The organism is Micromonospora sp. NPDC050495, from assembly GCF_040655175.1.
Taxonomy (GTDB): Bacteria; Actinomycetota; Actinomycetes; order Mycobacteriales; family Micromonosporaceae; genus Micromonospora.
The window spans coordinates 1-19,271 of sequence record NZ_JBFAJK010000062.1; the positions used below are offsets into that span (position 1 = coordinate 1).

The 19,271-nt window shown below is 73.6% G+C and carries 21 protein-coding genes and 1 tRNA gene; 16 read left to right on the forward strand and 6 right to left on the reverse strand.

Features of this window, described 5'->3' with window-relative positions:
* The first annotated feature begins 337 nt into the window (after positions 1 to 337).
* Entirely contained in the window at positions 338 to 742 is a 405-nt protein-coding gene (locus AB0I11_RS31285; RefSeq protein WP_357328872.1) for a YjbQ family protein, read from the forward strand.
* Between the two features lie 35 nt (positions 743 to 777).
* Here AB0I11_RS31285 and AB0I11_RS31290 read toward each other — a convergent pair whose 3' ends face one another.
* Positions 778 to 1,569, reverse strand: coding sequence for an AraC family transcriptional regulator (locus AB0I11_RS31290; RefSeq protein ID WP_357328875.1), 792 nt, complete (start codon positions 1,567 to 1,569; stop codon positions 778 to 780).
* Positions 1,570 to 1,810: 241 nt separating this feature from the next.
* Here AB0I11_RS31290 and AB0I11_RS31295 point away from each other — a divergent pair, with 241 nt between their 5' ends.
* The 6 genes from AB0I11_RS31295 to AB0I11_RS31320 all read left to right on the forward strand — a co-directional run bounded on the left by AB0I11_RS31295 (position 1,811) and on the right by AB0I11_RS31320 (position 7,917).
* Positions 1,811 to 3,256, forward strand: coding sequence for an MFS transporter (locus tag AB0I11_RS31295; RefSeq protein ID WP_357328878.1), 1,446 nt, complete (start codon positions 1,811 to 1,813; stop codon positions 3,254 to 3,256).
* 31 nt (positions 3,257 to 3,287) lie between these two features.
* Positions 3,288 to 3,779, forward strand: coding sequence for a MarR family winged helix-turn-helix transcriptional regulator (locus AB0I11_RS31300; protein ID WP_357328881.1), 492 nt, complete (start codon positions 3,288 to 3,290; stop codon positions 3,777 to 3,779).
* Positions 3,780 to 3,989: 210 nt separating this feature from the next.
* Complete coding sequence (locus AB0I11_RS31305) at positions 3,990 to 6,665, forward strand: transketolase C-terminal domain-containing protein (RefSeq protein WP_357328951.1); 2,676 nt, start codon at positions 3,990 to 3,992, stop codon at positions 6,663 to 6,665.
* A 112-nt stretch (positions 6,666 to 6,777) separates the two neighbouring features.
* Positions 6,778 to 7,215 (forward strand): DUF3052 domain-containing protein, encoded by a 438-nt coding sequence (locus tag AB0I11_RS31310; protein ID WP_088972541.1) that lies wholly within the window; start codon positions 6,778 to 6,780, stop codon positions 7,213 to 7,215.
* A 77-nt stretch (positions 7,216 to 7,292) separates the two neighbouring features.
* Positions 7,293 to 7,760, forward strand: coding sequence for a peroxiredoxin (locus tag AB0I11_RS31315; RefSeq protein ID WP_357328885.1), 468 nt, complete (start codon positions 7,293 to 7,295; stop codon positions 7,758 to 7,760).
* 82 nt (positions 7,761 to 7,842) lie between these two features.
* A tRNA-Val gene (locus AB0I11_RS31320) sits at positions 7,843 to 7,917 on the forward strand.
* A gap of 139 nt (positions 7,918 to 8,056) precedes the next feature.
* Here AB0I11_RS31320 and AB0I11_RS31325 read toward each other — a convergent pair.
* Positions 8,057 to 8,929: a methyltransferase domain-containing protein gene (locus AB0I11_RS31325; RefSeq protein WP_357328888.1), complete on the reverse strand. Its 873-nt coding sequence runs from the start codon at positions 8,927 to 8,929 to the stop codon at positions 8,057 to 8,059.
* Between the two features lie 166 nt (positions 8,930 to 9,095).
* On the opposite strand from AB0I11_RS31325, the gene AB0I11_RS31330 reads away from it, so the two are divergent.
* Complete coding sequence (locus AB0I11_RS31330; protein ID WP_357328891.1) at positions 9,096 to 9,587, forward strand: hypothetical protein; 492 nt, start codon at positions 9,096 to 9,098, stop codon at positions 9,585 to 9,587.
* Positions 9,588 to 9,722: 135 nt separating this feature from the next.
* Here the strand turns inward: AB0I11_RS31330 and AB0I11_RS31335 are convergent, their stop codons facing one another.
* Both AB0I11_RS31335 and AB0I11_RS31340 read right to left on the reverse strand, forming a co-directional pair.
* The gene (locus AB0I11_RS31335) at positions 9,723 to 10,079 is read right to left on the reverse strand and encodes a DoxX family protein (RefSeq protein ID WP_357328894.1); all 357 of its coding nucleotides are present in this window, start codon (positions 10,077 to 10,079) and stop codon (positions 9,723 to 9,725) included.
* A gap of 93 nt (positions 10,080 to 10,172) precedes the next feature.
* Positions 10,173 to 11,057, reverse strand: a complete 885-nt coding sequence (locus AB0I11_RS31340) for an RNA polymerase sigma-70 factor (RefSeq protein ID WP_357328897.1) — start codon at positions 11,055 to 11,057, stop codon at positions 10,173 to 10,175.
* A 70-nt stretch (positions 11,058 to 11,127) separates the two neighbouring features.
* Between AB0I11_RS31340 and AB0I11_RS31345 the strand changes: the two genes are divergently transcribed.
* Positions 11,128 to 11,319: a hypothetical protein gene (locus tag AB0I11_RS31345; RefSeq protein ID WP_357328900.1), complete on the forward strand. Its 192-nt coding sequence runs from the start codon at positions 11,128 to 11,130 to the stop codon at positions 11,317 to 11,319.
* On the opposite strand, the gene AB0I11_RS31350 is transcribed toward AB0I11_RS31345, so the two are convergent.
* Positions 11,298 to 11,894 carry a TetR/AcrR family transcriptional regulator gene (locus AB0I11_RS31350; RefSeq protein WP_357328903.1) on the reverse strand — a complete coding sequence of 199 codons (597 nt, stop codon included), beginning with the start codon at positions 11,892 to 11,894 and terminating at the stop codon, positions 11,298 to 11,300. The genes AB0I11_RS31345 and AB0I11_RS31350 overlap by 22 nt on opposite strands.
* A gap of 70 nt (positions 11,895 to 11,964) precedes the next feature.
* On the opposite strand from AB0I11_RS31350, the gene AB0I11_RS31355 reads away from it, so the two are divergent.
* From AB0I11_RS31355 to AB0I11_RS31370, 4 genes are all read left to right on the forward strand, one after another.
* Positions 11,965 to 12,339, forward strand: a complete 375-nt coding sequence (locus AB0I11_RS31355) for a nuclear transport factor 2 family protein (protein WP_357328906.1) — start codon at positions 11,965 to 11,967, stop codon at positions 12,337 to 12,339.
* A gap of 119 nt (positions 12,340 to 12,458) precedes the next feature.
* Positions 12,459 to 13,343 (forward strand): fructosamine kinase family protein, encoded by an 885-nt coding sequence (locus tag AB0I11_RS31360; RefSeq protein WP_357328909.1) that lies wholly within the window; start codon positions 12,459 to 12,461, stop codon positions 13,341 to 13,343.
* Positions 13,344 to 13,464: 121 nt separating this feature from the next.
* Complete coding sequence (locus AB0I11_RS31365; protein ID WP_357328912.1) at positions 13,465 to 14,088, forward strand: TetR/AcrR family transcriptional regulator; 624 nt, start codon at positions 13,465 to 13,467, stop codon at positions 14,086 to 14,088.
* A 15-nt stretch (positions 14,089 to 14,103) separates the two neighbouring features.
* Entirely contained in the window at positions 14,104 to 14,772 is a 669-nt protein-coding gene (locus AB0I11_RS31370; RefSeq protein WP_357328915.1) for a lysophospholipid acyltransferase family protein, read from the forward strand.
* A gap of 34 nt (positions 14,773 to 14,806) precedes the next feature.
* Here the strand turns inward: AB0I11_RS31370 and AB0I11_RS31375 are convergent, their stop codons facing one another.
* Complete coding sequence (locus AB0I11_RS31375) at positions 14,807 to 15,475, reverse strand: TOPRIM nucleotidyl transferase/hydrolase domain-containing protein (protein ID WP_357328919.1); 669 nt, start codon at positions 15,473 to 15,475, stop codon at positions 14,807 to 14,809.
* Between the two features lie 92 nt (positions 15,476 to 15,567).
* On the opposite strand from AB0I11_RS31375, the gene AB0I11_RS31380 reads away from it, so the two are divergent.
* From AB0I11_RS31380 to AB0I11_RS31390, 3 genes are all read left to right on the forward strand, one after another.
* The gene (locus AB0I11_RS31380) at positions 15,568 to 16,833 is read left to right on the forward strand and encodes an MFS transporter (RefSeq protein ID WP_357328923.1); all 1,266 of its coding nucleotides are present in this window, start codon (positions 15,568 to 15,570) and stop codon (positions 16,831 to 16,833) included.
* Positions 16,834 to 17,072: 239 nt separating this feature from the next.
* Positions 17,073 to 18,554 carry an NCS2 family permease gene (locus AB0I11_RS31385; protein ID WP_357328926.1) on the forward strand — a complete coding sequence of 494 codons (1,482 nt, stop codon included), beginning with the start codon at positions 17,073 to 17,075 and terminating at the stop codon, positions 18,552 to 18,554.
* A gap of 237 nt (positions 18,555 to 18,791) precedes the next feature.
* Positions 18,792 to 19,259, forward strand: coding sequence for a GNAT family N-acetyltransferase (locus tag AB0I11_RS31390; protein ID WP_357328929.1), 468 nt, complete (start codon positions 18,792 to 18,794; stop codon positions 19,257 to 19,259).
* Positions 19,260 to 19,271 lie beyond the last annotated feature (12 nt).

Genomic DNA, 19,271 nt, shown 5'->3' on the forward strand with positions numbered 1-19,271 from the left:
TCGATGACACCGTCAAGCGACTCGACCCATTCGCTGGTCTCTTCAGGGTCGATGTCCGGAAGCTGGCTCGGCAGACCAGCGGTGATCACCGGGCGCTTGCGTTCCGTAGCCACAGGCGTTCCCTCGGTTCTGTGTGGGATAGGTCTCTAGCGCCATCCTGCCCCCTGATGCCGCTCGTCGTCACGTCTCCCTCCCTCAGACGCGACGCTCAACACAGGTACTCGCCAGTAACTTTGCGCTACCGGCCGCCCCGGGTCCGGGCGGCGAACGGTCGCCCCGTCGGGGTCCCTCCGCCGGCCGGCCGCGCCGCCCGGCCGGGTGGGGCAGAATGCGCCGTATGCGTAGCGAGGTGATCAGTGTCCAGACCGGGTCCCGGCCGACCGTCCGGGACATCACCGCCGAGGCCGAGCGGTTCGTCTCCGGCCAGGGCGACGGCTTGCTGCACGTCTTCGTGCCGCACGCCACCGCCGGGCTGGCGATCATCGAAACCGGCTCCGGCTCCGACGACGACCTGCTGCGCGCGCTGGACGACCTGCTCCCCACCGACGACCGGTGGCGGCACCGGCACGGCTCGCCCGGGCACGGCCGGGACCACGTGCTGCCCGCGTTCGTCCCGCCGTACGCGACGCTGCCGGTGCTCGGCGGCCGGCTCCAGCTCGGCACCTGGCAGTCCGTCTGCCTCGTCGACACCAACGGCGACAACCCGACCCGGAAGGTCCGCTTCTCCTTCCTCCCGGGCTGACCACGAACCCAAGCTCAGGGCCGCCGCCGGGTCGGTCAGTCGCCGGCCGGACCGAGCAGGCGGCGTAGCTCGCGTGGGGTGTGCCCGAGCTGAGCGCGGACCGTGCGGGTCAGGTGCGCCTGGTCGGCGAAGCCCAGCTCGGCCGCGAGCCCGGCGAGGCTGTCGACGCCCTCCTCCAGCCGGTCCAGCGCCCGCCCGACCCGCAACCGGTTGCGGTAGCGGGTGAGCGGCACCCCGACCAGCGCCTGGAACTCCCGGCTCAGCCGGTAGGGCGACACGCCGAGCCAGCGGGCCAGCGGGACGAGGCCGGCGGCGTCGGGAAGGCCGTCGTGCAGCGCGGCGCGGGCCCGCTCCACCAGCCGCCGGCTCCGGCCGGTGCCGCCGGTCGCGGGCCCGGTGGCCGTACCGACCAGCCGGACCAGCCGCTCGGCCGCCGCGAAGTCCGGGTCGCCCCGACCGGCGGCCCGCAGCAGCAGCCGGTGGGTGAGGTCGACCCGGGCGTCGACGTGGACCACGGCCGGCACCGGCCGGTCGGCGAACAGCTCCCGCCACAACCGCTCCGACAGGTGTACGGAGGTGCAGTCGTCCCCGCCCGCCGCCGGGTGGGCGAAGCGCTCCTCCTCGCCGGGCACGGTCAGGTAGGCCGTCGTCGGGTCGACGAACTCCGGGCCGCCGCGCCCGGCCCGCCGGAAGCCGCCCCGCCGGGTCAGCACCAGCCCGTACGCGGTGGCCGGCTCCGGCCCGGACCAGGGGGTGTGCTCGTCGCGGCAGCGCACCGCGGCGACCCGGAAGTCCGGGTGCCGCAGCAGCGGCGTGGCGGTGCGCACGCCGGCCAGGATAGGCCGCCCGGCCGACAGCGCGGCCGGCCGCGCAGACCCGAGCACGGCCCGACCCGCCGCCCGGGCAACGGCTGCCGGTCGCCGCCGAAGGGAGGGCTGCCGGTCGCCGCTGAGGGGAGGGCTGCCGGTCGCCGCCGAGGGAAGGCCGCCCGATCCGGCGCCCGGGGTGGGCGGCCGGTGCCGCAAGGATCGACAAGACCCGGGCCGGCGTGCTCGGCAGGCTGGCGGCGTGACCGGACCGAACCGCGGCACGACCGCGCTGCTGACCGTCCTGCTGACCGGGCAGGCCATGGCCTCGATGGACACCTCGATCGCGGCGGTCGCCGCCACGGCGATCCGGGCGGACCTGGCCGGCCCGCCGGCCGTGCAGCAACTCGTGCTGGCCGGCTACACCCTGACCTTCGCGGTGCTGGTGGTCACCGGCGCGCGGCTGGGCGCCCGGCACGGGTACGCCCGGGTCTTCCGCTTCGGCCTGGCCGGGTTCACCCTCGCCTCGCTGGCCTGCGGCCTGGCACCCGGTCCGGTGGCCCTGGTGCTGGCCCGCGCGGCGCAGGGGGCGGCCGGCGCGCTGCTGGTGCCGCAGGTGCTGTCGCTGATCCAGACCCGGATGGGCGGCGCGGCCCGCGCCCGGGCGATCGGGGCGTACGCCATGGTGCTGGCGCTCGGCGTGGCCGCCGGCCAGGTCGCCGGCGGGCTGCTGGTCACCCTGGACCTGGCCGGGTTGAGCTGGCGGACGGCGTTCCTGGTCAACGTGCCGGTCGGGGCGGTGCTGCTGGTGGCCGGTCGTCGGGTGCTGGCCGGCCCGCCCGGCCCGCCCGGCCCGCCGCCGCGCCGGGAGGGTCTGGACGTACCCGGTGTGCTGCTCCTCTCGGCGGCCATGCTGACCCTGGTCGGACCGCTGGTGGTCGGCCGGGATCTGGGCTGGCCCGGCTGGACGACTCCCGTGGCGGTCGCCGTCGGCGCCGCCGGGCTGTGGTTCTTCCTCCGCTACGAGGCCGGACGGGCCCGGCGCGGCGCCGACCCACTGCTGGACGTGACGGTGCTGCGCCGGCCCGGGGTGGCGACCGGGCTGCTGGCCTGCTGCGTGGTGATGGGCTGCTACGCCGGATTCCTCTTCGTGCTCACCCTGCGCCTGCAGGACGGGCTGGGGTTCACCGCGCTGGCCGCGGGGCTCGCCTTCGTCCCGTACGCCGCGGGGTTCGCTGTCTGCGGGCTGGCGGTGCCGCGCCTGCCGGAGCGGATCGGCCGGCGGCTGCCGGTCGCCGGGCCGTTGGTGCTGGCGGCGGTGGTGCTGGCGCTGGCCGGGCTGGCCCGGACCGGCTGGCCGTGGCCGGCCGGCAGCGTCCTGCTGCTCGCCGGTGGCGCCGCGCACGCCGCATCGTTCAGCCCGCTGGTGACCCGGCTCACCGCGAGCGTGCCGGCCGGTGCGGCCGCCGCGCTCTCCGCGCTGGTCTCCACCGGCACCCTGCTGGCCGCGGTGCTGGGCGTAACGCTGATCGGCGGCCTGCACCTGGCCCGACCGGGCACCCCGGCGGCTCCGGCCGCGCTGACCGCCGCCCTGCTCCTGGCCGGCGCCCTGGCCGCCCGCCGCACTCTCGGAACCGCCGCGCCCACGCCCGTCCGGCCGGAGGTTGGCGCGGATCACCTGGTCAGCCGATCCGAGACTGGTCAATAGTTGGCGAGTCAACTGCTGCCGAGCAAGTAGAATGGGCCTCGTGGCGTACCCAGTCCTCTCCTCAATCGGCCCCGACGCGAGCGACCGCGCGGGCCTGGCCGGAGACGCCGTGCGCCGGATCCTGCACATCGCCGCCGCCATGCGCCACCACCAGGACGTCGAGCTCACCGGCCTCGGCCTCACCCCGGCCGCCGCCCGCGCCCTGCACGAGCTGGACCCGGACCGTCCGCTGCCGGCCCGCGAGCTGGCCGAGCAACTGGGCTGTGACCGGTCCAACGTCACCGCCCTGGTCGACAAGCTGGAGCACGCCGGGCTGGTGGAACGGCGGGTCGACCCGGCCGACCGGCGGCAGAAGACGCTCGTGGTGACCGAGGCCGGCCGGCGGGTACGCGACCACGTCCACCGGGTGATGTCCGACTCCCGACTCCTCGGCGGGCTCACCACCGGGGAGCTGGCCACCCTGCGTGAGCTGGTCTGGAAGGTCTCCGACGGCGGCTGCCCGGAGCGGTGCGCGGAGGACTGAGCCGCACCGCGTGGTACGTGTCCGACTGGGCGACCCGGGCCCGCGTCGGTAATGCTGTCCGACGTGACCTCCCCGCAAGATCTCGACGACCGGTTCCGGGCGGCCCTGGGTGAACTCGGCGCCCCCGCGCGGCGCCGCGACCTGGCCGAGCCGCTCGCCGACGGCGCGCCGCTGACCGGCGCGCAGGCGCTGGCGCTCTTCGACGCCCAGGTGACCAGCCGGCTGCTGGACCTCGCCGGCCGGTGGCTGCGCGGCTTCGGGGAGGGCTACTACACGATCGGCTCGGCGGGCCACGAGGGCAACGCCGCGGTCGCCGCGGCCCTGCGCCCGACCGACCCCGCTCTGCTGCACTACCGTTCCGGGGCCTTCTACTGCCTGCGCGCCGCGCAGGCCGCGGGCGGCTTCCCGGCACCGGCTGAGCCGACCGGTGGCACCACCGACGACGTCGCCGCCGGCCCGGCGACCGGGATCCCCGGGGCCCGGACCCCGGTCGACCGCGACGTCCCGGCCCGGACCGAACCGGCACCCGACGCCCCGGCCCTGGACGGCCCCGCGGCCGACAGCGCGCCCGGCGCGGACCCGCCGGCATCGGGAGAGCCGCCGGCTGGCGCGTCGCGGGTCGCGGGCGAGCCCGGGGTGCCGGAGCAGTCGACCGGCGTGCCGCCGGTCGCGGAGCGGACCGTCGTGGTCGGGCCGCCCGCCCCGGACGGGACGGACCCGGGCGGGACGGACCCGGACGAGCCGGCGGGCGGGGCCGCGCCCACCGGGCCCGGCGCGGAGGCGGCCCCGCTCCCGGCCGGCGTCACCGTGGCGGTCGACAGCGCCGGCCGGGCCGAGGTCGACGCGCCGCCGCTGCCCCCGCCGGTCCCCGGTGACGCGTACGCGGAGGCGGCGCGGGACGTGCTGCGGGGCATGGTCGCCTCGGCCTGCGAGCCGATCGCGGGCGGCCGGCACAAGGTGTTCGGCCGGGCCGACCTGGCCGTGGTGCCGACCACCTCCACGATCGCCTCGCACCTGCCCCGCGCGGTGGGCGCCGGACTGGCCCTGGAACGGCTGCGCCGGAGCGGCGCCGCCCGCCGGGCCGGGGAGGACCCCGGCTCCGCCCGCCGGGCGGGGGAGGACCCCGGCACCGGCCGCCGGGCCGGCGGGGACGCCGGCACCGCCTCGCCGTGGCCGCCCGACGCCATCGTGGTCTGCTCCTTCGGCGACGCCTCGGTCAACCACGCCACCGCCACGGCCGCGTTCAACACCGCCGGCTGGTACGACCACACCGGCCTGCGCATCCCGGTGCTCTTCGTCTGCGAGGACAACGGGCTGGGGATCAGCGTCCGGTCCCCGGAGGGCTGGGTCGAGGCGACGCTGCGCGCCAAGCCGGGGATCCGCTACTTCGCCGCGGACGGCAGCGACCCGGTCGAGGCGTACCGGGTGGCCGCCGAGGCCGCCGCCTGGGTCCGCCGGCACCGGCGCCCCGCCGTGCTGCACCTGCGCACCGTCCGGCTGATGGGGCACGCCGGGGCGGACGCGGAGACCGCGTACCGCAGCCCCGCCGAGCTGGCCGCGGACGCCGCGCGGGACCCGCTGCTGGCCACCGCGCGGCTGCTCGTCGAGGCGGGCTTCGCCGACGGCGAGGAACTGCTGGCCCGGTACGACGAGCGCGGCTGGCAGCTCCGCCGGATCGCCGAGGAGGTGCTCGACGAGCCGAAACTCACCTCCCCGGCGGAGGTGGTGGCCGAGCTGGCCCCCCGCCGGCCGGCGCGCGTGTCGCGGGCGGTGGCCGACGCGGCGGCCCGGGCGGCGGGACCGGGTGCGGCCGTCCGGGCCGCCCGCTTCGGCGGCAAGCTGCCCGAGCTGGCCGGACCGCTCACCCTGGCGCAGAGCATCAACGCCGCGCTCGCCGACGGGATGCTGGACCACCCGGAGATGGCCGTCTTCGGGGAGGACGTCGCCGCCAAGGGCGGGGTGTACGGGGTGACCAAGGGGCTGCGGGACCGGTTCGGTCCGGCCCGCGTCTTCGACACGCTGCTGGACGAGACCTCGATCCTCGGGCTCGGGCTCGGGGCCGGCCTGGCCGGGATGCTGCCGGTGCCGGAGATCCAGTACCTGGCGTACCTGCACAACGCCGAGGACCAGTTGCGGGGCGAGGCGGCGACCATGCGCTTCTTCTCCCGGGGGGCGTTCCGCAATCCGATGGTGGTGCGGGTCGCCGGGCTGGCGTACCAGGAGGGGTTCGGCGGCCACTTCCACAACGACAACTCGGTGGCCGTGCTCCGGGACGTACCCGGACTGGTGATCGCGGTGCCGGCCCGGCCGGACGACGCCGCGCCGATGCTGCGGAGCTGCCTGGCCGCCGCCGCGGTGGACGGCACGGTGAGCGTCTTCCTGGAGCCGATCGCGCTCTACCACACCCGCGACCTGTACGTCGACGGCGACGGCGAGTGGCTGGCCGGGTACGCCGAGCCGGGCGCCTGGGCCGCCGGGCACGTGCCGGTCGGCCGGGCCCGGGTGTACGGGGTGGGCTCCGCCGAGGACGTCACGATCATCACCTTCGGCAACGGGGTACGGATGTCCCTGCGCGCGGCGGCCACCCTCGCCGACGAGGGGATCGGCTGCCGGGTGGTGGATCTGCGCTGGCTGGCCCCGCTGCCGGTCGCCGACATCATCCGGGAGGCCTCGGCCACGTCCCGGGTGCTGGTCGTCGACGAGACCCGCCGGTCGGGCGGGGTGGGCGAGGGAGTGATCGCCGCACTGGTCGACGCCGGGTATGTCGGGGCTGCGCGCCGGGTGGCCGGACTTGACTCGTTTGTACCATTAGGCCCGGCTGCGCGTCAGGTTCTGGTCTCCGAGGAAGCCATTACCGAGGGTGCCCGTACGCTGCTGGCACGGTAAATTCCGTTCCACCCGGTGCGCCACTTGCGCGGGGAGCCACAACTGTGTGGACTTGGCCCGACGGCATCCGTGGGACGCCGCGAGCAGGGATGAGATGAGGAGGCACGCGACAGTGAGCGCGACCGCTGGTCAGGCCGCCGACGGGGTACGCAGCCTGGCGGACCGGTTCGGGATCGAACCGGGGATGGTCGTCATGGAGATGGGGTACGACGACGACGTCGACCAGGATCTCCGGGACGCCCTGACCGACCGCTGTGGAGAGCTGGTCGACGAGGACACCGACGAGGTGGTCGACGCGGTTCTCGTCTGGTACCGCGACGGCGACGGTGACCTCTTCGAGCTCCTCGTCGACGCCCTCGGACCGCTCGCCGACGCCGGCGTGGTCTGGCTGCTCACGCCGAAGGCGGGCCGGGACGGTCACGTCGAGCCGAGCGAGGTCGCGGAGAGCGCGCAGACCGCCGGCCTGCAGCAGACCTCCACCATCAACGCGGGCCGCGACTGGAGCGGCGCCCGGCTCGTGCTCCGGCGCGGGTCGAAGGGCAAGAAGTAGCCGTTCCGGCACACCCGGCGGCGGCGCCGCCGGGTGTGGCAGGCTGATCATCTCCAGACTCGACCCGAGGAGTACGCATGCCCATCGAGGTTGGCGCCGAGGCGCCGGACTTCGTGCTCAAGGACCAGAACAACCAGGAGGTCCAACTCGCCGACTTCCGCGGCCGGCGGACCGTGCTGCTGGTGTTCTACCCGCTCGCCTTCACCGGCATCTGCCAGGGCGAGCTCTGCGAGGTGCGGGACAACCTCAACGAGTACGTCAACGACGACGTCCAGGTGCTGACCGTCAGCGTCGACTCGGTCTACGCCCACAAGATCTGGGCCGACCGGGAGGGCTACCAGTTCCCGCTGCTCGCCGACTTCTGGCCGCACGGCGCGGTGGCCCAGGCGTACGGGGTGTTCAACGACGTCGCCGGCATCGCCAACCGGGGCACCTTCGTGATCGACAAGGCCGGCGTGGTCCGCTTCGCCGAGATGAACATGCCCGGTGAACCCCGGGACCAGGAAGGGTGGCGCAAGGCCCTGGCCGAGGCCGTCGCCGCCTGATCCCACCCCAGGCACGTCGTTCGACCGGGTCGGAGGTCGGCAGGTAAGCTTGCCAACCTCCGGCCCGCCGTACGGGCGTTCCGGGCGCGTAGCTCAGTGGGAGAGCACTCGCCTTACAAGCGAGGGGTCGCAGGTTCGAAACCTGCCGCGCCCACCACACACCACCAGCGGAAACCGCCCCAAGAAGATCACTCCCCGGGGCGGTGGCAGCAACGGGTCCCCGAGAGCCGTCCATCGAGCTGGCCGAGCGCCTGCCGCATCGCGTCAAGGTTGGCCTGCGAAGGTCAGGACGGACGTCAGGGGCGCAGCGCGCGGAGGAACGCGATGGCCATCGTGCGGCGCGTCGGCGTTCCGGCCGCGGCCAGGGCGGTCATGTGCGCGTCGAGGCGCTCGCGCTCGTGGTTGGTCAGCGCGGCGGCGATCGCCTCGCCATACGCCGGGACCAGGGGGTTGGGGGCCACCCGCTTGAGCGCCTCCCAGTCGCTGATCGGCTCGGCGGGTACGCCGAGCTGGGCGCGGTAGTCCAACTCCACCGCGTCAAACCCCGAAGCCTCCGCCCAGGCGATGAGGTCGCGCTCGTCGAAGTCGACCATCGGCCGCTCGGATGCCTCCGTGCCGCCCCGGTACACGTCGCGGACCTTGGCCACCAGGTCGTCGACCGGCGAGCCGCCCAGGCCGAACAGATCGTCGGGGCGGTGCTGCCGCTCGAAGCGGTTGATGGGCTCGAAGAGGGAAAGCCTTCCGCCTGGTCGTAGCACCCGGAAGAACTCTGCGAACGCGGTGGCTTTGTGCTCGGAGTAGATGAGCACCGACCGGGTGGTGACGACGTCGACGGAGGCATCCGCAACGCCGGCAAGGTCCTCGGCCGGCGCCTGCACGAAGCTGCACCGCTCATCGCCGTCGGCGGTCTGCCGACACTGGTCGAGCAGGTCCTGCGACACGTCGCTGAAGATGACCCCGCCGTCCGGGCCGAGACGGTCGAGCGCACCGAACCCGATGAGTCCGGTCCCGCATCCGACGTCGAGGAGGACGTCATCGCGCTTCAGGTCCGCTCGGTCGAGGACGCCGTCGCGGAACCACGCCAGGTCCGAGGCGTACCGGGCGCGCAGGGTGGCGTCGCCGCCGTCTCGGCGCGTCAGCAGCCACTGGGCCCACCTGTCGGTCGTCACCGGGTCACGATAGTGCCGGCCCGAGCACCGCACTGGCCCCCGGCACAGCGCCACCGGCACGCCACCCGTCGGGACGCGGTAGACCGCGGCTGAGCTCGGATGTTGCTCGGGTGCGGCAGGATCGGCGCGTGTTCCGGAGGCTGACCGGCGACCAGGCGAGGTGTGAATGTCCCAGATCTATGCGTCCCTGTTCACCTTCGTGGGCACGCTCCTGGTCATCGGGGCGGGATCCTGGCAATGGCGGCGCACTCAGGCGCGCGAGCAGTCCAAGGAGTACCGGGCCAAGCGCATCGAATATCTCTCGACGGTGTGGACGAGGCTGTCCGAAGTGGAGAGCGCCTTCCGGCAGGTTGCCAGATTTGGTGAGGGTCCGATCCCGCTGGGCGCCGAGGAGCGTCGAGAGGTCAACCTGCTGCTGATTGACGCCGCGCCCTTCCTGCTGAAGGACGAGCGCGAGTGGGCGCTGTCCATAGTCGAGGAGATCATCGAAATCTCGACCCTCATCCTGCACGCGAAAGCTCCGCCGGACTGGTGGATATCGTCGATCTCGCAACCCGAAGCAACCTCCACCAGCGCCAACGCCGCTCAGCGGCTGCAATACGCCCGCCAGCAACTCGGCCAGCGCTATGCCGCCGTAACGCGTGGCCGTCATGACTAGTCCGGCGGCCGTACTTCATGACGTGACCGCCACCCTTGGTTTCCACGGAGATCGGGCCAGGCTCAGCCCGAGGACGGCAACGGTGGACGGGGCACGGCCCCAGTTGGGTAGCTGTCCGGTGCGTGGGGGAGTCGGTTACCAGGGGCTGCGGTAGGCCAGGTTCCCGGCCAGTGCGGCCGCCGCCACCAGCAGGAACGTCGCCGGGGCGCCGAGCTGGTAGTTGTGCGCCCGTACGTGGGCCCCCAGCGCGCCAAGGAAGTACAGCACAAGGCCGACGGCGGCAAGCGTTCCCAGCACCGGCACGACAAACCCGGCCAGCAGTCCCAGCGCGCCCGCCGCCAGGAGGACACCGAACGGGATCATCCGGGACTGCGGCACGCGGATCTTGTCCGCCGTGGCCTTGACGAACTCCGCGCCGGTGAGGCTCGAATAGGCGGCGTAGCCGTTGGCGGCCGCGGCTATCAGAGTGATTGCGACGTAGGCGGCGAACATGGGATCTCCGTCTCGGCGAGGGTCATGCCTGGTTCTTCGCCCGCACGGACGAGGTGTGACGTCTCCGCGTGACATCCTCCGGTGTGGGCTGGGTCACTCGAAGACGCCGGTGAGCTTCTCCGGATTGCTGACCACGTGAACCGTCTCGATGACCCCATCCACCAGATGCAGCGTGATCGCGAGAATCGGCGTCCGTCCCGAGACGATGACGATCCCGGGGCCGCCGTTGATCTGCAACATCTCAGGGTTCGCGTCCTCGGGCTTGCGCCTGGCGAAGATGACAAGCGCGCGAGCCACCCGCTGCCGGCCGTGGATGCTCTTGCGTGGCGCGGCAGTGATACCGCCGCCGTCGCTGATCAGCGTCACCTCCGGTGCAAGCACCTCCATGAGGGCGTTGAGATCGCCGCCGAGGGTGGCAGCCAGGAACCGCTCGGTGACCTGCTGCCTGGTCGCCTGATCGGTGTCGTAGCGGTGGCGGCGCGCCTCGACCGCCACCCTGGCGCGGCGCGCGATCTGCCGCACCGTCGCCTCGCTGCGTTCGACGAGCCCGGCTATCTCCGCGTAGCTGTAGCCGAATGCCTCGCGCAAGACGAACACGGCGCGCTCCATCGGGGACAGCGCCTCCAACACGAGCAGCATCGCGGTCGACACCGAGTCGGCCAGCACCACGTCTTCGGCAATATCTGGGCTGGTGAGCATCGGCTCCGGCAGCCACGGCCCGACGTAGGACTCCCGCCGCACGCGCGCACTGCGCAGCCGATCGATCGCCAGCCGGGTGGCCACCCGAACCAGATAACCCTCGGCGTCGTTGATGCCGGCAATGTCAACGCGGCTCCAGCGCAGCCAGGCGTCCTGCACCACGTCCTCGGCATCGGCGACGCTGCCCAGGACGCGATATGCCACAGCTTGCAGCAGGCCACGGTGTTCGGCGAACAACCGTTCAGCCTCGGGCTGCTCCGGTACCGCGTCGCCGGACATCGCGGCCCCTCCTTCACCCGAAGCGCCAAAGGTAGCGCCCAGCCGGGTATCCCGCCGATCACCTCAGGGCATGTTGCTGCAGGCGTGGCGCGGCCACCGCGTGATCATCGGGTGTTGTCTGGACAACCAGCCCGCCGCCGCCGGAATGGTAGAAGCCGGCCGGGTGGAGGAGAACCTCGGCGCGCTGGTCGGCCGGCTCGGGCCACGAGTGGGCCCGGGAGCGCCGGAGACCGTCGCTGATCAGGGCTCGCCGGCGCGGTAGAGGCGCAGGATGCTGTGGCGTAACGCTGCCGCGGTCTGCGCGGTGGTCATCCGGCCGGCGGCGACTTCGCCGCCGGCCGCATGACCGAGCGCGATGGTCGCCGAGACCAGCCAGGCCGGGCTGAGGGTGGCGTCGAACTCGCCGGTGGCCTGGCCGCGCCTGATCAGCCGCTCCAGGCGCTCGACGACCGGGGCATGCTGGCGGTCGGCGTCCGCCTGTTCCATCGCGGTGATCGAGGGGTGCAGGAGCAGCGGGTACCGGTCGAACAGCCGCCAGGTGACGTCCAGCCAGCCCAGCAGCGCCTCGGTGACGGTGCCGCCGCCCACGTCGGCGGCGTCGAGGGCGGCGACGGCTTCGGCGGTAATCCGGTCGACGACCGCGGCCACCAGCAGCGGCCGGGACGGGTAGTGGGCGTACACCGTCTGGCGGGTGACGCCGGCCGCGGCGGCGACCTGTTCCACCTTCGCGTCCGGATGCCGGCCGAGCACCTGGACGGCGGCGTCGAGTACGGCGGCGGCGCTGCGCTCGGCGTCCGAACGTCGCCGCCGGCGCCGACCACCCGTCAGCTCTGACACGTTGTCCAATCTACCGTTCGCCGTTAACCTATACAGCATGTCAAAGATAAGTCCGACACAGGGAGATCGCGTGACGCCCCGTACTGATCTGACCGGCTATCTGATCCGCTATCCACAGGAGGCGGGGCTGGGCGACGAGGACCCGGCGACCGTGCTCGACCGCTACCACACGCCGGACTATGAGCTGGTCAACGACGGCGTGCTGCTGGACCGGAAGCGGCTGCTCGAGCACATCCGTCCGGCCCGCAGACGGGCAACCGGGCTCCGGGTCGAGGTGCAGCAGGCGCTGGTGGACGGCGACCAGGTCGCCGCCCGATACCGGCTCATCGCGGAGCTGCGCAAGGGCAGCACCATCACCACGGAGATCTACATGTTCGGGGAGTTGGCTGCCGACGGTCGGCTGCGCCGCGCCATTCAAGCCACCCGGACGATCCCAGCCGGATAGGCCAGTCCACGGTGACGTGCTCGCCCGCATCCGCGCGGCGGAGCGGTTGAGCCGGTGCCGGCTGATCACCGGGCCCCTAAGATCGTTCCCACAAGCGGCCCAGAGGTGAGGAGTCAGTCGTGCTGCGGTCACCGACGTTCCTGCTGGAGCGCCTGCACCAGGCCGGGCTGGCCGATGTCGACACGGTCGAGCCGGCGACGGGCGGGCTGGCGGCGCTCGCCGGCATCGCCACCCGCCGGGACGCGTCGCCGGTGTTCGTCAAGGCGTTCGTCGAGGCGCCGGCCGACGACGTCTTCGTCGCGGAGGCCGAAGGGCTGGCCGCCCTGCGCGAGCTCGGCGGCCTGTCGACGCCCGAGGTGATCCTGGCCGACGGGGATCTGCTGGTGTTGTCGGTGCTGCGGCCCAGGCCGCCCAGCGAGACCTTCTGGGAGCAGTTCGCGCACGCGCTCGCCCGCCTGCACTTGGGCACCACCCAGCCACGCTTCGGCTGGCACCGGGACAACTGGCTGGGTCGCCGGCGGCAGGTCAACACCTGGAACGACGATGGCTTCGCCTTCTTCGCGCAGCATCGGCTGCTGCGGTGGCTCGGGCAGCCCCGGGTCGAGGCGGCCCTCGACGCCGGCGACCGGGCCGCCCTGGAGCGGCTCTGCGACCGGCTGCCCGAGCTGTTGCCCGACCGCCCCGCCTGCCTGACGCACGGCGACCTCTGGGCCCAGAACGTCCTGGCCACCCCGGGCGGGCAGCCCGCGGTGATCGATCCGGCCGTGTCCTACACCTGGGCCGAGGTCGACCTCGCCCACCTGTGGACCACCGCGCCACCGCCGGAGGCGCAACGGTTCTTCGCGGTCTACGCCGAGCTGACCGGCCTCGACCGTGACTGGCCGGTCCGCATGCCGATCCTCCAGTTGCGGCAGCACCTCGCCGTGCTGGCCCAGTTCGACGACGACTGGGGCGCGGCCGACCAGATCCGGGCCACCCTCGCCCCGTTCCGGCCGCGTACCTGACGACGCGCCGGGGTGGCGCGAGCGGGGGTCGCCCTGGCGGCCTCAGGCCCGGTGGCCGCTCGCCGCCGCCTGCTGAACAGAGCAGTAGACAGTGTCTACCGCCGAGTGGTAGATCTTGTGCGTGTCGACATCGGACGGCAGTCTGCGCGCCCGCCTCGTGGCGGTCGGGGTCGACCTGCTGTCCCGGGAGGGCACCCGCGCCCTCTCCCTGCGCGAGATCGCCCGTCAGGCGGGGGTCTCGCACGGCGCGCCACGTCGCTACTTCCCGACCCACCAGGCCCTGCTGGCCGCCATCGCGCGGGAGGGCTACCACCAGCTCGGTCAGCAGGTCGCCGAGCTGATCGGCGGCGAACCCGGAGATCCGTACGCCCAACTGCTCGCGCTGGGCCGGCTCTATCTGGACTTCGCCCGGACCAACCGCGGCATGTTCGAGCTCATGTTCCGGCACGACCTGTTGCGGGGCAACGGGATCGGCCTGCGGGAGGCCAGCCAGGGCCTGTTCGGCGTACTGGTCGACCTGGTCGCTCGGGCCAGAGCCGAGGCGGCCGACGGCCGGCCGCCAGCCGTCACCGCCGGGGCGCTCTGGGCCAACCTGCACGGCATCGCCGAGCTGTGGCAGTGGGGCAGCCTGCAGACGACGGTGCGGACCGCGGACGTCGAACCGCTGCTGCGCGCCGCGCTGGACGCCCATCTCGGGCCGGCGAAGACCCCCGCACCCGAGCCACCTCACGCTGGCCGGTACTGACCCTCGGAGGACGACGTGCTGCTCCAGACCACCATCCGGTCGCTGCTGGTCCCGGTGGCGCGACTGGCCTTCCGGCCGGTGATCGAAGGCCGGGAGAACGTGCCCCGGCGGGGCCCGGTGATCCTGGCGGCCAATCACCTGTCCTTCCTCGACAGCGTGGTGATCCCCCTGGCGGCGCCCCGGCCGGTCGCCTTTCTCGCCAAGGCCGAGTACTTCCGACAGCCCGGGCTCAAGGGCTGGCTGACCCGCACCTGCCTCACCGGCATCGACGCCATCCCAGTGCAGCGGGGCGGCCACCGAACCGCCCAGGCGTCGCTGCACCTGGCGCTCGACGTTCTCGCCGACGGGCGGGCCTTCGGCATCCACCCCGAGGGCAGCCGGTCCCGCGACGGGCGGCTCTACCGGGGCCGTACCGGGGTCGCCTGGCTCGCGCTCGCCTCCGGTGCCCCGGTGGTCCCCGTCGCGGTCCTCGGCACCGACCGGGTCCAACCCGTCGGCGCCCGGCTGCCCCGGCTCGGCGGGATCACCGTGCGGTTCGGCGCACCGCTACGCTTCGCGTCCCCGCCGGCCGGCAGTACCGGCCAGGCCCGGCGCGCGGTCACCGACGAGATCATGGCCGCGATCCAGCGGCTGTCGGGCCAGGAACAGGCGCCGGGCTACAACGAACTGTCGACCCTCACCTGACGGCGGGAGACCCGCCGGCGCGGCGCCGCACGGCTCAGACGGCGCTGAGCACGGCGTCGAGCGGCCGCGGCAGGGCGTCCCGGCGGACCGCCTCCTCGACGAGCAGGCGGGCGTAGCGCAGGTTGCGGCGAGAACTGCTGCGCAGGAAGCGCCACAGCTGCGGCTGCGGCTGCTGACCCCGCCAGGCCGGCTGGCTCTGGAACGAGCGGAACGACCGCAGGTCGCCCTGCGCCTCGAGGAGTGCCTCCACCCCCGCCGTGCCCAGGGCGCGGATCAGCTCGTCCTCCAGATCCTTGACGCAGACGTGGAAGCCGAGTCGCGTCATCTCGGCGCGGGTCTGCGGCGCGCCGACCCCGGCCGCCACCAGGGCGCGCCGGAACACCTCCTCCTCCAGCAGGTCGCAGAGGCCGGCCAGGCGTACCCGGGTGCCCAGCGGGGCCAACCCGGTCAGGAAGCGGCCGATCGCGTGCGCGCCGCCGATCGGCACGATGACGACCCGCTCGGCCTGGAGATCGCGACCGCGGCCGGCCGCGGCCGCGTCCAGGGCGATCTGGTCGGTGATGCCCTCGACGAGCACCACGGCCGCCGCGGACTCGATCTTCGCCAGGGCACGGGTGGTCGCCCGGATCGAGGCGGCGTTGCCACCCAGGCGGCCGTCGGTCGCCGCGACGGTGCACGCGTCAGCTCGTCCGGTGGTGGTCATGACGGCAATCATGGGCGATACCGACCCGGCCGACCAGGAATTTAACGACGCCCAGGTCGGCACGGCGACCGGCGCGCACTACCGTCGTGATCATGACGCGGCTCTTCGGCCATCCCGGGTACGCGCGGTTCTGGACGGCCGACACGGTCTCCACGTTCGGCACGTACCTGACGACCGTCGCGCTGCCGATCCTGGTCATCGTCACGCTGCACGCGGGCGACGCCGAGGTGGGGCTGGTCAACGGTGCCCGCTGGGCGCCGTACCTGATCTTCGGGCTGCTCGCCGGGGTGGTCGCCGACCGCTACCGGCGGCGGCCGATCCTGGTCGCCACCGACCTGGCCCGCGCGGCGCTGCTGGCCCTGGTCGCGGTGCTCGCGCTGGCCGGCGCGCTGGGGGTGGGCCTGCTGATGGCGCTGGTGGCCGCGTTCGGCGCGCTCTCCCTGCTGTACGAGGCGGCCCACCAGTCCTACCTGCCCCGGCTGGTCCCGCCGGCCGACCTGACCCGGGCGAACGCGCGGATGGAGCAGAGCGGCTCGCTGGCCCAGACCACCGGCCCCTTCCTCGGCGGGGCCGTCGTGGCGGCGGTCGGCGCGCCGGTGGCACTGCTGCTCGACGCGGTGTCCTACCTGGGCTCGGGGCTGCTGCTGGCGACGATCCGCCGGCCGGAGCCGGTCCCGGCGCCGACCCGTCGCCACCTGCGACGGGAACTGCGGGAAGGGCTGGCCTGGGTGTACCGGCACCGGGTGCTGGGGCCGTACGCGCTCACCCTGCACGCCCGCTTCCTCTTCGCCAGCATGGCCTCCACCGCGTTCACCCTCCTGGTGGTACGCGGGCTCGACCCCGGGCTGCCGCCGGAGCGGGCGGCCGTCGGGCTCGGCGTGGTGCTGGCCCTCGGCGGGGTCGGCGCGGTGCTCGGCAACGGGCTCTCGCACCGGGTGGGCCGGCACGGCGCCGGTCGGGCCATCCTGCTGGAACGGGTGGTCGAGCCGCTGGGCTGGGCCCTCGCCGCGCTCACCGTGACCGGCCCGGCGGGCTGGATCATGGTGGGCGCGTCCCAGTTCGTCATCTGGCTCGCGCTCGGGGTCAGCGGGCCCAACGAGATGGGCTACCGGCAGGCCGTCACCCCGGACCGCCTCCAGGGCCGGATGAACGCCACCATCCGTTCCCTGAACTGGGGCATGCTGACCGTCGGTGCGCCGGTCGGCGGTCTGCTCGCCGCCCACCTCGGATACCGGGCGGCGATCGGGGTGGCGGTGGCCGGCCTGGCGGTGGCCGCCACCGTCGCCGTCCTCTCCCCGGTACGCGATGCCCGGCACCCCGAGCCGGCCGCGCCCGAGCCCGCGCCCGCCCCCCGGTGATGTTGGCCACCCCGCGCCGGGCGTACGCGTAGGGGCAGGCCATCGGTGGTTACCCGGTGGTTAGAGTGGGCGTCGCGAAGTCGCTCCCCGGACCCGGGGTGCGGCTTCGTAGCGCTTCACGGGATCCGTGGAGCCCAGCCGTACCGACGTTCTCCGGGCCAACCGAATCGGGACGGCTGCACCCCCACCGCCCGGCCGGCACGTCCGGCGGGCCAACCCGGAACGGAGTAAGCCACGCCATGAGCGTGACTACGCAGGATCCTGCTGCCCCGGTCGACCCGGCGGAACCCGCCGAGCGCGGCCGCCTCGACCGCTTCTTCGAGATCACCCGCCGTGGCTCGACCGTCCGGCGCGAGGTGCTGGCCGGGCTCACCACCTTCGCGACGATGGCGTACATCGTCGTGCTCAACCCGCTGATCATCGGCACCGCGCCGGACAAGGACGGCAACCTGCTCGGCATCGCGCCGGTCGCCGGGGTCACCGCCCTCGTCGCGGCGGTCATGACCATCATGATGGGCGTCGTGGGCCGGGTGCCGTTCGCCGTGGCCACCGGCCTGGGCCTGAACGCGTTCGTCGCGTACGCGGTCGCCTCCCAGATGACCTGGGCCGAGGCGATGGGCCTGGTGGTCATCGAGGGTCTGATCATCACCGTGCTGGTGCTCACCGGCTTCCGGAAGGCCGTCTTCCGGGCCATCCCCGCCGAGCTGAAGGCCGCCATCGCGGCCGGCATCGGCCTGTTCATCGCGCTGATCGGTTTCGTCGACGGCGGCTTCGTCCGGGCCGGCTCCGGCGTGCCGCTGCAACTCGGCTCCGGCAGCAACGGCACCCTGCACGGCTGGCCCACCGTCGTCTTCCTGGTCGGCCTGCTGGTCACCGGCATCCTGGTCGCCCGCAAGGTCAAGGCCGGCGTGCTGATCGGCATCGTGGCGACCACGGTCCTCGCGGTGATCGTCAACGCCCTGGCCAAGCCCGGCGGTGCCGTGGTCGACGGCAAGCCCAACCCGGACGGGTGGCGGCTCAACGTGCCGACGCTGCCCGACCCGCTGGTGCAGAAGCCGGACCTGCACCTGATCGGCAACGTGTCGTTCGGCGCGTTCGCGCACGTCGGCCTGGTGACCGCCCTGCTGCTGGTCTTCACCCTGGTGCTGGCCGACTTCTTCGACGTGATGGGCACCACCGTCGGGCTGGCGAAGCAGGCCAACCTGGCGACCGAGGACGGCACCGACATGCCGCGCCTGGGCAAGGTGCTCTTCGTCGACGGTGTCGCGGCGGTCGCCGGCGGCGCGGGCAGCGCCTCCTCGGCCACCACGTACGTCGAGTCCTCCTCGGGCATCGCGGACGGTGGGCGTACCGGCCTGACCAGCGTGGTCACCGGCGTGCTCTTCCTCGGCGCGCTGCTGCTCACCCCGCTGGTGTCGCTGGTGCCCAGCGAGGCCGCCGGCCCCGCCCTGGTGATCGTCGGCGCGCTGATGATCCGCCAGGTCAAGGACATCGACTTCACCGACGTGGGGGTCGCCGTCCCGGCGTTCCTGACCATGACCCTCATGCCGTTCACCTACTCGATCACCAACGGCATCGGCGCCGGCTTCGTCAGCTGGGTGGCGATCCGGGTGGCGCAGGGCAGGGCCCGCCAGATCCACCCGCTGATGTGGGCGGTCGCCGCCGCGTTCGTGATCTACTTCGGCATCAACCTGGTCAAGGCCGTCACCGGCGTCAGCTGACCGGTCCGCGCCCGCGCCCCCGCTGCCCCCGGCCGGAGGCAGCGGGGGCGCGGCGTATCCGGATCATGGGCTAGAGTGCCGTCGCGCGGACACGCGACCGTCGTGGGCGCAGGGGGAGATGAGGCCATGGATCGCCATGAGCTGCCCCTGCCATGCCCCTTTCCGGGTCGCGCGCGCTGATCGACCGCGACCCGGGTCACTCCATGACCTTGGAGAATCGCGTTGTTCATTCCTGAGTTGACCACCGAACGACTCGTGCTGCGTCCCTGGCCGGCCGAGGAGGCCGCCGCCGTCGCGGCGGGGGAGCGGCGTCCGCACTGGGCGCCGGACTTCCCCGCCCAGGGCGAGCGGATGATCGCCGGGATCATCGCCGGCAACCCGGGCCGGCCGCACGGCCACCGCCTCATGATCGAGCGGGAAACCGGCCTCACCGTGGGCGGCATCGGGCTGAAGCTGCCGCCCACCGACGGTGCGGTCGAGTTCGGGTACGGCATCGTCGCGTCGCGGCGCTGCCGCGGCTACACCACCGAGGCGGTCCGTGCCCTGGTGGCGCACGCCCGCACCCTGCCCGGGGTGACCCAGGTGTTCGCCACCGTCGACCCGGCCAACGTGCCGTCGGTGCGGGTGCTGGAGAAGGCCGGTCTGCGCCGGGACGGCGTGGTCGAGACCGACGAGGGCCCGCTGCACCGGTACGTCGCCGAGTAACGCCGGCCCGGG